Annotated in this window: 13 protein-coding genes; 11 read left to right on the top strand and 2 right to left on the bottom strand. The window is 58.9% G+C overall.

The features are described from left to right. Positions 1 to 4: 4 nt before the first annotated feature. Entirely contained in the window at positions 5 to 3,217 is a 3,213-nt protein-coding gene (rne, locus tag NHU87_RS15575; RefSeq protein WP_253550216.1) for a ribonuclease E, read from the bottom strand. A gap of 700 nt (positions 3,218 to 3,917) precedes the next feature. On the opposite strand from rne, the gene rluC reads away from it, so the two are divergent. From rluC to sppA, 3 genes are read left to right on the top strand one after another with little or no spacing between them, the layout of a single operon-like run. After that, positions 3,918 to 4,880: a 23S rRNA pseudouridine(955/2504/2580) synthase RluC gene (rluC, locus tag NHU87_RS15580; RefSeq protein ID WP_253550219.1), complete on the top strand. Its 963-nt coding sequence runs from the start codon at positions 3,918 to 3,920 to the stop codon at positions 4,878 to 4,880. Next, entirely contained in the window at positions 4,867 to 5,529 is a 663-nt protein-coding gene (locus NHU87_RS15585) for an HAD-IA family hydrolase (protein WP_253550221.1), read from the top strand. Before rluC ends, NHU87_RS15585 begins: the two co-directional genes overlap by 14 nt. Positions 5,530 to 5,555: 26 nt before the next feature. Beyond that, positions 5,556 to 6,545 carry a signal peptide peptidase SppA gene (gene sppA / locus NHU87_RS15590; protein ID WP_253550225.1) on the top strand — a complete coding sequence of 330 codons (990 nt, stop codon included), beginning with the start codon at positions 5,556 to 5,558 and terminating at the stop codon, positions 6,543 to 6,545. Between the two features lie 148 nt (positions 6,546 to 6,693). Here sppA and NHU87_RS15595 read toward each other — a convergent pair whose 3' ends face one another. Continuing rightward, positions 6,694 to 7,272 (bottom strand): Maf family protein, encoded by a 579-nt coding sequence (locus tag NHU87_RS15595; protein ID WP_253550228.1) that lies wholly within the window; start codon positions 7,270 to 7,272, stop codon positions 6,694 to 6,696. A 105-nt stretch (positions 7,273 to 7,377) separates the two neighbouring features. Here NHU87_RS15595 and NHU87_RS15600 point away from each other — a divergent pair, with 105 nt between their 5' ends. From NHU87_RS15600 to pabC, 8 genes are all read left to right on the top strand, one after another. Further along, complete coding sequence (locus tag NHU87_RS15600) at positions 7,378 to 7,905, top strand: YceD family protein (RefSeq protein WP_004371317.1); 528 nt, start codon at positions 7,378 to 7,380, stop codon at positions 7,903 to 7,905. A gap of 13 nt (positions 7,906 to 7,918) precedes the next feature. After that, a complete protein-coding gene (gene rpmF, locus NHU87_RS15605) occupies positions 7,919 to 8,101 on the top strand; it encodes a 50S ribosomal protein L32 (RefSeq protein ID WP_003179396.1) in 183 nt (60 codons plus the stop codon). Between the two features lie 3 nt (positions 8,102 to 8,104). Continuing rightward, positions 8,105 to 9,115, top strand: a complete 1,011-nt coding sequence (gene plsX / locus NHU87_RS15610; RefSeq protein WP_301271463.1) for a phosphate acyltransferase PlsX — start codon at positions 8,105 to 8,107, stop codon at positions 9,113 to 9,115. A gap of 126 nt (positions 9,116 to 9,241) precedes the next feature. Continuing rightward, a complete protein-coding gene (fabD, locus tag NHU87_RS15615) occupies positions 9,242 to 10,180 on the top strand; it encodes an ACP S-malonyltransferase (protein ID WP_253550231.1) in 939 nt (312 codons plus the stop codon). A gap of 15 nt (positions 10,181 to 10,195) precedes the next feature. Further along, a complete protein-coding gene (fabG, locus tag NHU87_RS15620) occupies positions 10,196 to 10,939 on the top strand; it encodes a 3-oxoacyl-ACP reductase FabG (protein WP_253550234.1) in 744 nt (247 codons plus the stop codon). 191 nt (positions 10,940 to 11,130) lie between these two features. Further along, a complete protein-coding gene (gene acpP, locus NHU87_RS15625; RefSeq protein WP_003175607.1) occupies positions 11,131 to 11,367 on the top strand; it encodes an acyl carrier protein in 237 nt (78 codons plus the stop codon). Positions 11,368 to 11,476: 109 nt separating this feature from the next. After that, on the top strand, positions 11,477 to 12,721 hold the full coding sequence (gene fabF / locus NHU87_RS15630) for a beta-ketoacyl-ACP synthase II (RefSeq protein ID WP_008067780.1): 1,245 nt from the start codon (positions 11,477 to 11,479) through the stop codon (positions 12,719 to 12,721). Continuing rightward, positions 12,721 to 13,536 (top strand): aminodeoxychorismate lyase, encoded by an 816-nt coding sequence (gene pabC, locus NHU87_RS15635; protein ID WP_253550237.1) that lies wholly within the window; start codon positions 12,721 to 12,723, stop codon positions 13,534 to 13,536. The genes fabF and pabC overlap by 1 nt, the downstream gene beginning before the upstream one ends. Positions 13,537 to 13,538 lie beyond the last annotated feature (2 nt).

Consider the following 13,538-nt stretch of genomic DNA (forward strand, 5'->3'; position numbering starts at 1 on the left):
GGAATCAGGCGAGGGGTTTAGGCTCGTGCTCTTTTTCCTGGGCTTGCTCGTGTTGCTCTACCGCTTCCTGAACGGAACGCGGTGCTTCGTCGATCGCGGATTCAACCGGCTCGGCAGGGGCTTCAACGGCCGGGGCAGGGGCAGCCTCGACGACTTCAGCAACAACCGGTGCTGGCTCGGCAGCGGCCGGAGCAGCAGCGGCAGCCAGTTCGGCTTCCTTCTGCAGACGCTCTTCTTCGCGCTTGCGACGACGCACTTCACGCGGGTCGTTCGGTGCGCGGCCACTTGGGGTCAGAGCGCTGACAGGGGCGGCCTCGGCCACCGGTGCAGACTCTTCGGCAACAACCGGCGCTTCAACAACCGCTGGAGCAGGCTCGGCAGCAGCAACCACTGGCTCGGAGACCATCGCTTCAGCAACCGGGGCTTCAGCGGCTGGCGCTGGAGCTTCGGCAGCTACGGGTGGCTCGGCAACCCAGTTGAACGCGGTTTGTTCTTCGCGAACTTCACGTACCGGTTCAGCTGGCGCTTCAACCACAGGCTCAGCGGAAGCAGCAAGCTCGGCAGCAACGGCCGGTTCAGCCGCAGCTTCAACTTCAGGCTGGGCTTCACGAAGCTGTGCTTCACGAACCGGTGCCACTTCGATTTCCGGAGAGGCAGTGACTTCTACCGGCGTGGTCGCTTCAACGACTGGCGCTTCAACCGGAGCGGTTTCCTGCGTGGCGGCAGTGGCGCGTTCAGCTTGCTCATTGGCTTGTGCTTCAGCAGGTGCGCTGATCACAGAACTGGCAACGGCTGCGGTAACAGCCAGGCCAGCAGCCAGATCGGCAGCGCTTGGCGCTTCGGCGTTTTCAGCCGACTCGGACTCTTCCGAACCTTCGATCACGTTGCCGTTCGCATCGCGTTGACGTTCACGACGGTTGCTGCGACGACGCTGGCCACGGGAACGGCGGCGAGGACGATCGCCTTCGGCGTGTTCCTGGCCGTCTTCCTGCAGTTGCTCTTCGTTGGTAGTCAACTCTTCTTCAGCAACGGCAGCAGCGGCTTGCTCGGTACGTGGCTGACGTTCTTCACGCGGTGGGCGTGGAGCGCGTTCTTCACGTGGCTGACGGGCCGGGCGCTCTTCAGCGCTGGCAGCGGCGGCCGGAGCGGCATCCAGAGGCTCGCGCAGTTCACGAACCGGACGTTCTTCACGCTCGCCACGTGGCTTGCGATCTTCACGCGGGGCGCGCGGTGCACGTTCTTCACGAGGGGCGCGTGGGGCGCGCTCTTCACGCGGAGCGCGTTCCTGGGCAACGGCTGGAGCTTCTTCGCGGGCTTCACGGGGCTCACGTGGTGCGCGTTCTTCACGCGGTGCACGTTCCTCACGAGGCTTGCGCTCTTCATCGCGGCGACCGTTACGGTTGCGGCTCTGCTGACGGCCGTTACGGCGCTCTTCGTTGCGAGCAGGGCGTTCGGTGGCTGGCTTTTCAACCACAACCGGCGCAGCAGGCTCTTCCTTGGTGGCGAACAGGCTGACCAGCGACTTCACCAGGCCTTTGAACAGGCTTGGCTCTGGCGCTACGGCGGCTGGTGCAGCCATCGGAGCAGCGGCAACTTCGGTCGGAACCGGAGCATTGGCGCGGGCCGGAGCGGTCTTGACCGCGGCTTCCTGGCGAACCAGGGTGCGGGTCGCGGCGGCTGGCTGGACTTCTTCGACTTCGGCAGCAGCAGCGGCGATTTCGTAGCTGGACTGGTTGATGCTGGCTTCCGGGCTGTCATCGCGCAGACGCTGAACTTCGAAGTGCGGCGTTTCGAGGTGATCGTTCGGCAGAATGACGATGCGGGCACGGGTGCGCAGTTCGATCTTGGTGATCGAGTTGCGTTTTTCGTTGAGCAGGAAAGCTGCAACCGGAATCGGCACTTGGGCGCGAACTTCGGCGGTGCGGTCTTTCAGGGCTTCTTCTTCGATCAGGCGCAGGATCGCCAGCGACAGCGATTCAACGTCACGGATGATGCCGGTGCCGTTGCAACGCGGGCAGACGATGCCGCTGCTTTCGCCAAGCGATGGACGCAGGCGCTGACGGGACATTTCCAGCAGACCGAAGCGCGAGATGCGACCGACTTGCACGCGAGCGCGGTCGGCTTCCAGGCATTCGCGGACTTTCTCTTCCACGGCGCGCTGGTTCTTGGCAGGGGTCATGTCGATGAAGTCGATGACGATCAGACCGCCGATGTCGCGCAAGCGCAACTGACGGGCGATTTCTTCGGCGGCTTCAAGGTTGGTCTGCAGTGCGGTTTCTTCGATGTCGCTGCCTTTGGTGGCGCGCGCCGAGTTGATGTCGATGGACACCAGGGCTTCGGTCGGATCGATAACGATAGAGCCGCCGGAAGGCAGTTCGACAACGCGCTGGAAGGCGGTTTCGATCTGGCTTTCAATCTGGAAACGGTTGAACAGCGGAACGCTGTCTTCGTACAGCTTGATCTTGCTGGCGTACTGCGGCATCACCTGGCGAATGAAGGTCAGGGCTTCGTCCTGGGCTTCAACGCTGTCGATCAGCACTTCGCCGATGTCCTGGCGCAGGTAATCGCGGATGGCGCGGATGATCACGTTGCTTTCCTGATAGATCAGGAACGGCGCGGAACGATCCAGCGAAGCTTCTTTGATGGCGGTCCAGAGTTGCAGCAGGTAATCGAGGTCCCACTGCATTTCTTCGCTGCTGCGGCCAAGGCCGGCAGTGCGAACGATCAGACCCATGTCGGCCGGGGCAACCAGACCGTTCAGGGCTTCACGCAGTTCGTTGCGCTCTTCACCTTCGATGCGACGGGAGATACCGCCGGCACGCGGGTTGTTCGGCATCAGCACCAGGTAACGACCGGCCAGGCTGATGAAAGTGGTCAGGGCGGCGCCCTTGTTGCCACGTTCTTCTTTTTCGACCTGAACGATGACTTCCTGGCCTTCGCTCAGGACGTCCTTGATGTTGACGCGGCCTTCGGGGGCTTTCTTGAAGTATTCGCGGGAGATTTCTTTGAGGGGCAGGAAGCCGTGGCGCTCAGAGCCGAAATCGACAAAGGCAGCCTCAAGGCTTGGTTCGATGCGAGTAATCCGGCCTTTATAGATGTTGGCCTTCTTCTGCTCGCGTGCACCGGATTCGATGTCCAGGTCGTAGAGGCGCTGGCCATCTACCAGTGCAACACGCAACTCTTCGGGTTGAGTTGCGTTAATCAGCATTCTTTTCATGTAGTACCGTCGGTTTCCGGGCTGCCGGAAACGGCGTTCGGCACACACGACTTCTCACGGTCGGTGTCAGGTGCGTCAGGAGTGGTTGGCCACTCCAGTGTCTAGCGAACCCCGGCCAATTGGGCCGGTGTTGCGACGTACGCGTCCTGCTTGCTGTGGCTACTTAAGCACTCAGTCAGGAGGAGGAATCAACCGGCGGCTGTGGACGAGATGAAGCGTCTTGATAAAGCCTATTGCTACACAGTCCAGCGGTTGTGCATCTCCACCCTACACGTATCCCTGATAATTCGGGTGCTGCCGCGCGCAGAATCCGCAGCGGGTTGGCATTTACCGTGAGCTCCGAAAGGGGAGGTCACGCATCATGGCTAATTTAGGCGGTGTTTCCGAAGCGTTCGCTCGGGGTCGTTCGCAGCTGACTGCACTTTGTGAACTGGCCGTGAATATTTGCTCGGAAGGCGAGTGAAAACTCTGCTTTGCGGCATGATTCAGGCCTTATGTCACCTGCGCTCGTTACAACTGCAAACTCTGCCGTTACGTAGCGAAAGCCCCGTAGGACGGCCTCTCGTCCTCGTGAATTGCGTTGGTCAGGGCCGGTTTTTGACCGTTAGTCCGCTGTCCAGGCCACTTTTGGCGGCGTTCGCGACTATAGCAGCAATGATTAAGTGCTTCAATTCCATAAAAAATTGTTATCATCCGCGCCATGACGACTACTGCCCCTTCGACCCCAGCCGTACAACTGCTGGAGGTCTCGCCGGAATATGCCGGCCAACGTATTGACAACTTCCTTCTCGCTCGGCTCAAAGGCGTGCCCAAGACCTTGATTTACCGCATTTTGCGCAAGGGCGAAGTGCGGGTGAACAAAGGTCGGATCAAGCCCGAATACAAGCTGCAGGCGGGCGATATCGTGCGCGTGCCGCCGGTTCGCGTGCCTGAGCGCGATGAGCCTGTGCCATTGGCCCAGGGTCTGTTGCAGCGGCTCGAGGCCTCGATTGTCTACGAAGACAAGGCGCTGATTGTGGTTAACAAGCCTTGCGGCATTGCGGTCCATGGTGGCAGTGGCTTGACCTTCGGCGTGATTGAAGCCTTTCGTCAGTTACGTCCGGATTGCAAAGAGCTCGAGCTGGTTCATCGTCTCGATCGTGATACCTCCGGCCTGCTGATGATTGCCAAAAAGCGCAGCATGTTGCGCCACTTGCACACGGCATTGCGCGGCGATGGCGTCGATAAGCGCTATATGGCGCTGGTGCGCGGCAACTGGGCATCCTCGATCAAGCAAGTCCGTGCGTCGCTGGGCAAGAGCAATCTGCGCTCCGGCGAGCGCATGGTCGAGGTGGACGAGGAGGAGGGCAAGGAGTCTGTGACCGTGTTCAAGGTCCTGCGTCGTTTTGGCGACTTCGCTACCCTGATCGAAGCCAAGCCGATCACGGGTCGCACTCACCAGATTCGCGTCCATACTCTGCATGCGGGACATTGCATTGCGGGTGATACCAAGTACGGCGATGAGGGTTTCAGCAAAGAGATTCGTGATCTGGGCGGCAAACGTCTGTTTCTTCACGCCTACATGCTGACTGTGCCGCTGCCTGATGGTGGCGAGCTCAAGTTGCAGGCGCCGGTCGACGAGATGTGGGCCAAAACCGTGGAGCGCTTGAGTGCACCCTACTGATTACAAGCTGCTGATTTTCGATTGGGACGGCACGCTCGCTGACTCCATTGGTCGGATTGTCGAGGCGATGCATGTCGCATCCGAGCGGTCCGGTTTTCAGTTGCGCGATGATTTTGCCGTCAAAGGCATTATCGGTCTGGGCATGCCGGAAGCGATTCGCACCCTGTATCCCGAGATTGGCGACGCCGAGCTGGTGGCATTCCGTCAGCACTATGCCGATCACTATATTGCGGCGGAGGCCGTGCCTTCCCCGCTGTTTGATGGTGTTATCGAGTCGCTCGAAGCGTTTCGTGTCGAGGGGTATCATCTGGCAGTAGCGACCGGCAAGGCTCGTCGCGGGCTGGATCGGGTGCTGAAGTCTCACGGCTGGGAAGATTATTTCGATATCACCCGTGCTGCTGACGAAACCGCCAGCAAGCCCCATCCGCTGATGCTCGAGCAGATTCTCGCCCATTGCGAGGTTCGCCCGGAGCAGGCGCTGATGGTCGGCGATTCGTCGTTCGACCTGCAGATGGCGCGCAATGCGGGCATGGATTCGGTGGCGGTCAGCTATGGCGCTCAATCGATCGACGCATTGAAGCTATTTGAGCCGAGACTGGCCATAGATCGTTTTTCAGAGTTGCACGCCTGGCTGAATCAGCGGGTTTAATTGGTTTTTTTGCTGGGGTACATGGCATGGCCGACGAATGGAAAGCACCCGCCAAGACGAGTGCGGAAAGCGCTGACGAGAAAAGCTGGAAGCTGCTGGAAAAAACCTTGCTGGCTGGCGTACAGGAACAGCGCCGGTCCCGTCGCTGGGGAATTTTCTTCAAGTCGCTGACCTTTCTGTACCTGCTCGGCGCGTTGTTTTTGTTATCGCCGTTGGTAGGCATGGAGAAAGGCGCGAGCCTTGGCTCCGGCTACACGGCGCTGATCGATGTAACGGGCATGATTGCCGACAAAGAGCCGGCGAGTGCCGACAATATCGTCGGCAGTCTGCGTGCAGCCTTCGAGGACAAGAAGGTCAAAGGTGTGATTCTGCGGATCAACAGCCCGGGCGGCAGTCCGGTGCAGTCGGGTTATGTTTACGACGAGATCCGTCGTTTGCGCGGCCTGCATCCGGATACCAAAGTTTATGCAGTGATCTCGGATCTGGGCGCTTCGGGTGCCTATTACATCGCTAGCGCCGCGGATCAGATCTACGCCGACAAGGCGAGCCTGGTGGGTTCCATCGGTGTCACAGCGGCCGGTTACGGTTTTGTCGGAACCATGGAAAAGTTGGGTGTAGAGCGTCGTACCTACACCTCCGGCGAGCACAAATCTTTCCTCGATCCGTTCCAGCCGCAGAAACCTGCGGAAACCCAGTTCTGGCAGAGCGTGCTCGATACCACTCATCAGCAGTTCATCAGCAGCGTCAAGAAGGGTCGGGGTGATCGTCTGAAGGACAAAGAGCATCCAGAGTTGTTCTCCGGGCTGGTCTGGTCCGGCGAGCAGGCCCTGTCGCTGGGCTTGATCGATGGTCTGGGTAATGCGAGTTCCGTTGCCCGTGATGTGATCGGCGAGAAAGAGCTGGTGGATTTCACGGTTGAGGAATCGCCGTTCGATCGCTTCTCGAAAAAGCTCGGCGCCAGCGTGGCTGAGCATTTGGCGATGTGGATGGGCTTTCAAGGTCCTTCGCTGCGCTGATCTTCTTGCTGCATAAAAAAAACCGGCTTTTTGCCGGTTTTTTTACAGTCAAAAGATCGCAGCCTCGTTTCACTCGACAGCTCCTACATTGAAATGCGTATCCCTTGTAGGAGCTGTCGAGTGAAACGAGGCTGCGATCTTTTGACCTTTAAGGTATCTGCACACCTTCAGCCAGCAGCATATCGATCAGGCGAATCAACGGCAGACCGATCAGGCTGGTGGCGTCAGGGCCTTCGGTGCTTTGAAACAGGCTCACCCCCAAACCTTCGGCCTTGAAGCTGCCAGCGCAGTCATAGGGCTGTTCAGCGCGCAGGTAGCGTTCGATGCGCGCTGCGTCGAGTGTGCGCATGTGTACGGTAAAGGGCACGCAATCGACCTGGCAGTGGCCGGTCTGGCTATTGAGCAGTGCCAGGCCGGTCAGGAAGGTCACGCTGGCGCCGCTGGATGCCAGCAGTTGTTCGCGGGCCTTTTCGAAGGTGTGAGGTTTGCCGATAATCCGCTCGCCGAGTACCGCGACCTGATCCGAGCCGATGATCAGATGGTCAGGATGACTGCCTGCAAGTGCGCGGGCTTTTTCTTCGGCGAGGCGCTTTACCAGTTCGACGGCCGACTCGTCCGGACGATGGCTTTCGTCGATATCCGGCGAGCCGCACGTGAACGGCAACTGCAAGCGGGCCAGCAGTTCCCGGCGATAGGACGAGCTTGAAGCGAGTAATAAAGGCAGCATGCGCATCTCCAAAGGGCAGGGGTCGAATTCTAGCGCAGGCTCAAGTGACGGACAGGGCTGAATTTCCTTTGACATGGCTGGGGGCATCCCTATAATGCTGCGCCTATGTTGAATGACCCGATTCCACCTCACGTTGACCCGCGCAAATTGGCTGACCGTGGCACCACCCTTCAAGGTGAACTGCTGCTGGCCGATTTGGAGAGACTCTGCGACCCGCTTTCCGATACTGTCGGTACGGTGCAGGCTAAATTCGTTTTTGAACGAGATGAACGTAAATCTGTGGTAATTCACAGCTTTATCGACACCGAAGTCAAAATGGTTTGCCAGCGTTGTCTTGAGCTGGTCACCCTGCCGATCCATAGCGAATGCAGTTATGCTGTGGTGAAGGAGGGTGCGAATACCCAGTCGTTGCCGAAAGGTTATGACGTGCTGGAACTGGGCGAAGATCCTTTGGATCTGCAGTCACTGATCGAGGAGGAGCTTCTGCTCGCCTTGCCCATTGTGCCTGCTCATCATCCGGAAGAATGCCAGCAGCCGGCGGGTCTCGATGAGCCCGAACCGAGCGAGGACGAGGTAACGCGGTCCAACCCGTTCAGTGTATTGGCGCAGTTAAAGCGTGACCCAAACGTTTAGGAGTTAATCAATTATGGCTGTTCAGCAGAACAAAAAATCCCGCTCCGCCCGTGACATGCGTCGTTCGCACGACGCTCTCGAGGCTAGCACCCTGTCTGTAGAAAAAACCACCGGTGAAGTTCACCTGCGTCACCACGTATCGCCAGAAGGCGTATACCGTGGTCGTAAAGTGATCGACAAGGGCGCTGACGAGTAATCCTTGTCTGCTCAAGTCATCGCGATTGACGCAATGGGCGGGGACTTCGGTCCCCGCAGCATTGTTCAGGCCAGCCTTGCTTGTCTGTCTGCTACACCCTCGCTGCACCTGACCCTCGTCGGTCAACCCTCCCTTCTTGAAGAACTGCTCGCCAGCCAATCGGCTGTGGATCGCGCGCGCCTGTCGATTGCGTCGGCGTCCGAAGTCATCACCATGGACGAAAAGCCTGCCCAGGCCTTGCGCGGCAAGCCCGATTCGTCGATGCGCGTGGCGCTGGAGTTGCTGCGCGATGGCAAGGCCCAGGCCTGCGTCAGTGCGGGTAACACCGGTGCGCTGATGGCGTTGTCACGGTTTGTGCTCAAGACCTTGCCCGGCATCGATCGGCCGGCAATGATCGCTGCCATTCCGACGCAAAAGGGCTACTGTCAGTTGCTCGATCTGGGTGCCAACGTCGATTGCAGCGCTGAGCACTTATTGCAATTTGCCGTGATGGGCTCGGTCGCAGCAGAAACCCTGGGTATCGTTCGTCCAAGGGTCGCCTTGCTGAACATCGGCACCGAAGACATCAAGGGCAATCAGCAGGTCAAACTGGCGGCCACCTTGTTGCAGAGTGCTCGTGGCATCAACTACATCGGGTTTGTCGAAGGTGATGGCTTGTACCGTGGCGAGGCGGATGTAGTGGTGTGTGACGGCTTTGTCGGCAATATCCTGCTCAAGTCCAGCGAAGGCCTGGCGACCATGATTGCCGGGCGCATCGAGGCGTTGTTCAAGAAAAATTTCGCGTCGAAAGTGGTGGGCGCACTGGCGCTGCCGCTGATGAAACGCTTGCAGGCCGAACTGACGCCGGCGCGACATAACGGTGCAAGTTTCCTCGGTTTGCAGGGAATTGTCGTGAAAAGCCATGGTTCGGCGGGGGTGCAGGGTTTTCAGAGTGCAATTCAACGCGCGTTGATCGAGATCCAGGAAAACTTGCCGGAGCGGCTTCATGGGCGCCTGGAAGATTTGTTGCCTTAGGCGTTTTCGTCGGACAATGCTTAAATGTGACCGGCCAGTTCAATGGGCCATCCAACTGTGAGTTTTCTTGCGTTCCAGAAACGGGACGTCATTCTCCGACGACAAGATCATTAGGGGCTTGTTTACATGTCTGCTTCCCTCGCATTCGTCTTTCCAGGACAGGGCTCGCAGTCCCTCGGCATGCTGGCCGAGTTGGGCGCGCAACATCCGGTGGTCCTCGAAACATTCAAAGAAGCTTCCGAAGCTCTGGGTTACGACCTGTGGGCACTGACCCAGCAAGGGCCGGAAGAACAACTCAATCAAACCGATAAAACCCAGCCGGCCATTCTGACCGCCTCGATCGCCTTGTGGCGTCTGTGGCTGGCTGAAGGCGGTGCGCGCCCGGCTTACGTTGCCGGTCACAGCCTGGGCGAATACAGCGCTCTGGTGGCCGCAGGCAGTCTGAGCCTGGGCGACGCAGTGAAACTGGTAGAGCGTCGCGGTCAGTTGATGCAAGAGGCCGTTCCGGCCGGGCAGGGCGGGATGGCTGCCATTCTCGGTCTGGACGATGCTGACGTACTGGCAGCCTGTGCCGAAGCGGCGCAAGGCGAAGTAGTGAGCGCGATCAACTTCAACTCCCCGGGCCAGGTCGTCATCGCTGGCGCCAAGGCTGCGGTCGAGCGCGCCATCGAAGGCTGCAAGGCACGTGGCGCCAAGCGCGCCATGCCATTGCCAGTCAGCGTGCCTTCCCACTGCGAATTGATGCGCCCGGCCGCCGAGCGGTTCGCCGAATCGATCGCCGCGATCAACTGGCAGGCACCGCAGATCCCGGTGGTACAGAACGTCAGCGCTAGCGTGCCGGCGGACCTGGAAACCCTCAAGCGCGATCTGCTTGAGCAGCTCTACAAGCCTGTACGCTGGGTCGAGTCGGTCCAGGCGCTGGCTGCCAAGGGCGCGACCGAACTGGTCGAATGCGGCCCTGGCAAAGTACTCGCCGGTTTGAACAAACGTTGCGCCGAAGGCGTGTCGACGTCTAACCTCAATACCCCAGACGCTTTCGCTGCCGCCCGCGCAGCGCTGGCTTAACAAGGAGAAGCTTGCATGAGTCTGCAAGGTAAAGTTGCATTGGTCACCGGTGCCAGCCGTGGTATCGGCCAGGCTATCGCTCTGGAATTGGGTCGTCAGGGTGCCATTGTTATCGGCACCGCGACTTCCGCTTCGGGGGCCGAGCGTATCGCTGCGACCCTGAAAGAAAATGGTGTTCAGGGCACTGGCCTGGAACTCAATGTCACCAGCGACGAGTCCGTAGCGGCCGTACTGGCGAGCATTCAGGAGCAATTCGGTGCGCCGGCGATCCTGGTCAATAATGCCGGTATCACCCGCGATAACCTGATGATGCGCATGAAAGATGACGAATGGCATGACGTCGTCGATACCAATCTGAACAGTCTGTTCCGCCTGTCCAAGGGCGTTTTGCGCGGCATGACCAAAGCCCGTTGGGGACGAATTATCAGTATTGGCTCGGTTGTGGGTGCCATGGGCAACGCAGGCCAAGTAAACTACGCTGCCGCCAAGGCCGGTCTGGAAGGTTTCAGCCGTGCACTGGCGCGTGAAGTCGGTTCGCGTTCGATTACGGTAAACTCGGTGGCCCCTGGGTTCATCGACACCGATATGACCCGTGAACTGCCCGAGGCGCAGCGTGAAGCCTTGCAGACGCAGATTCCGCTGGGTCGTCTGGGGCAAGCTCAAGAGATCGCGTCTGTGGTCGCTTTTCTTGCATCGGACGGTGCGGCTTACGTTACTGGGGCTACAATCCCGGTGAACGGCGGGATGTACATGAGTTAAATGTGACGGGTTGCTTCAAAAAAATGTCATACGAGCTGTCTAAAATCCGTTATAAAGCTGCATTCTATTTATAGACAGAGGGCCGCCGGGTTTGAGGAGTGAAGCTTTCAGTTGAAAAACTGAAAAGTCTTTCTATACACTTACCCACCGGCCAGCTGCCTGAATTTGTCCATTAGGAGTGAAAACAAGGTATGAGCACCATCGAAGAGCGCGTCAAGAAAATCGTTGCTGAGCAACTGGGCGTTAAAGAAGAAGAAGTGGTCAACACTGCTTCCTTCGTTGAAGACCTGGGTGCCGACTCCCTTGACACTGTTGAGCTGGTGATGGCTCTGGAAGAGGAATTCGAGACCGAAATCCCTGACGAAGAAGCTGAGAAGATCACTACTGTACAAGCAGCAATCGACTACGTTACCAGCCATCAGGCGTAATAGTTTTTAGTCGTCGCTCGCTGTCATGGAAAAACCGCACTGCCATCATGGCGTGCGGTTTTTTCTTTAGGCCTGATGCAAAGTCGTCATTTGAAAAAAGGAGAGTGCTGTGTCGCGTAGACGCGTCGTAGTCACCGGTATGGGTATGTTGTCGCCACTGGGCACGGATGTGCCGAGCAGCTGGCAGGGCATTCTGGCTGGCCGCAGTGGCATTGGTCTGATCGAACACACCGACCTTTCTGCCTATTCCACCCGTTTTGGCGGCTCGGTAAAGGGCTTCAATGTCGAGGAATACCTGTCGGTCAAGGAAGCTCGCAAACTCGACCTGTTCATTCAATACGGTCTGGCTGCAGGTTTTCAAGCCGTGCGTAACGCAGGTCTTGAGGTCACCGACGCTAATCGCGAGCGGATCGGCGTGGCCATGGGTTCGGGTATTGGCGGTCTGACCAATATCGAAGAAACCAGCCGCACACTGCATGATTCCGGCCCACGACGGATTTCTCCGTTTTTCGTGCCTGGCTCGATCATCAATATGATTTCCGGTTTCCTGTCCATCCACTTGGGCGCACAGGGACCTAACTACGCCATCGCCACGGCGTGTACCACCGGTACGCACTGCATTGGCATGGCGGCACGCAACATCATGTACGACGAAGCCGACGTAATGATCGCTGGTGGCGCCGAGATGGCCGCGTGTGGTCTGGGTATGGGCGGCTTCGGTGCCTCCCGCGCACTGTCGACCCGCAATGACGAGCCAACTCGTGCCAGTCGTCCATGGGACAAGGGCCGTGATGGCTTCGTGCTGTCCGACGGCGCCGGCGCACTGGTTCTCGAAGAACTGGAGCACGCCAAGGCCCGTGGCGCGACCATCTACGCCGAGCTGATCGGTTTCGGCACCAGTGGCGATGCTTACCACATGACCTCGCCACCGGCCGATGGGGCGGGTGCTGCGCGTTGCATTACCAATGCCTTGCGCGATGCGAAGATCAATAGCGATCAGGTTCAGTACATCAACGCCCACGGCACTTCGACCTCGGCTGGCGACCTCGCCGAAGCCTGTGCGATCAAATCCGTGTTCGGTGATCACGCCTACAAGCTGGCGGTCAGTTCGACCAAGTCCATGACCGGTCACCTGTTGGGTGCGGCGGGCGCGGTCGAGGCGATTTTCAGCGTATTGGCAATCAACAGCCAGGTGGCACCGCCGACCATCAACCTCGATGAGCCGGACGAAGGCTGCGACCTCGACTTCGTACCCCACACCGCGCGTGGCATGGATATCGACGTGGTGCTGTCCAACTCCTTCGGATTTGGCGGTACCAATGGCTCGCTGGTGTTCCGCCGGTTCGCTGACTGATGGACAGCTGGGTCGACGGTCAACCGGCTGACGCTTTGTCGCTGAAGGATCGCGGCCTGGCTTACGGCGATGGTCTGTTCGAGACCATTGCGGTCAAGGGCGGACAGCCGCTGCTGCTGGATCGACATTTGTCGCGTCTGGTGGAGGGGTGTTCGCGCTTGGCGATTGCCGCCGATCATCAACTGATCCGCGCAGAGTTGCTGGCCTATGCCGCCGCGCTGGGCGAGGGCGTGCTCAAACTCATCCTGACCCGCGGCGACAGCCTGCGCGGTTACGCCGCCGATCCCTCGGCTCAGGCTCGACGCATCCTGCAAGGCAATCCTTCTGCTGCTTATCCGGCTGTTTATGCGGAGCAGGGGGTTCGTCTGTTTCCTTGTGCGACACGGCTTTCCAAACAGCCATTGCTCGCCGGCCTCAAGCATTTGAATCGTCTGGAGCAGGTTATCGCCCGTTCCGAATGGCAGGACAGCGAACATGCCGAAGGCTTGATGCTGGATCAGGTCGGGCGGGTGATTGAAGGCGTGTTCAGTAATCTGTTCCTGGTGCGCGATGGCGTGCTGGTGACCGCCAATCTCAAACGCTGCGGCGTGGCGGGTGTGATGCGCGCCGAATTATTGTTTCAAGCCAAGTCATTGGGGATTCCCACGCAAATCACCGATATCACCCTCGAGCAGCTGCAATGGGCTGACGAGGTCTTTGTCTGCAACAGCGTGTATGGCGTTTGGCCGGTGCGCGCCTATGCCGCACTGAGCTGGCCGGTTGGGCCGCTCACCCGTAAACTCCAAACCATTGCCCGTGCGCTACTGGATGCTTGATT

It is taken from the genome of Pseudomonas mandelii (genome assembly GCF_024138395.1).
Lineage (GTDB): Bacteria > Pseudomonadota > Gammaproteobacteria > Pseudomonadales > Pseudomonadaceae > Aquipseudomonas > Aquipseudomonas mandelii_E.

Coding starts and splice junctions, on each gene's coding strand:
- rluC (WP_253550219.1), top strand. CDS start 3,918: ATGACGACTACTGCCCCTTCGACCCCAGCCGTACAACTGCTGGAGGTC.
- fabD (WP_253550231.1), top strand. CDS start 9,242: ATGTCTGCTTCCCTCGCATTCGTCTTTCCAGGACAGGGCTCGCAGTCC.
- sppA (WP_253550225.1), top strand. CDS start 5,556: ATGGCCGACGAATGGAAAGCACCCGCCAAGACGAGTGCGGAAAGCGCT.
- fabG (WP_253550234.1), top strand. CDS start 10,196: ATGAGTCTGCAAGGTAAAGTTGCATTGGTCACCGGTGCCAGCCGTGGT.
- NHU87_RS15600 (WP_004371317.1), top strand. CDS start 7,378: ATGTTGAATGACCCGATTCCACCTCACGTTGACCCGCGCAAATTGGCT.
- NHU87_RS15595 (WP_253550228.1), bottom strand. CDS start 7,272: ATGCTGCCTTTATTACTCGCTTCAAGCTCGTCCTATCGCCGGGAACTG.
- pabC (WP_253550237.1), top strand. CDS start 12,721: ATGGACAGCTGGGTCGACGGTCAACCGGCTGACGCTTTGTCGCTGAAG.
- rne (WP_253550216.1), bottom strand. CDS start 3,217: ATGAAAAGAATGCTGATTAACGCAACTCAACCCGAAGAGTTGCGTGTT.
- acpP (WP_003175607.1), top strand. CDS start 11,131: ATGAGCACCATCGAAGAGCGCGTCAAGAAAATCGTTGCTGAGCAACTG.
- rpmF (WP_003179396.1), top strand. CDS start 7,919: ATGGCTGTTCAGCAGAACAAAAAATCCCGCTCCGCCCGTGACATGCGT.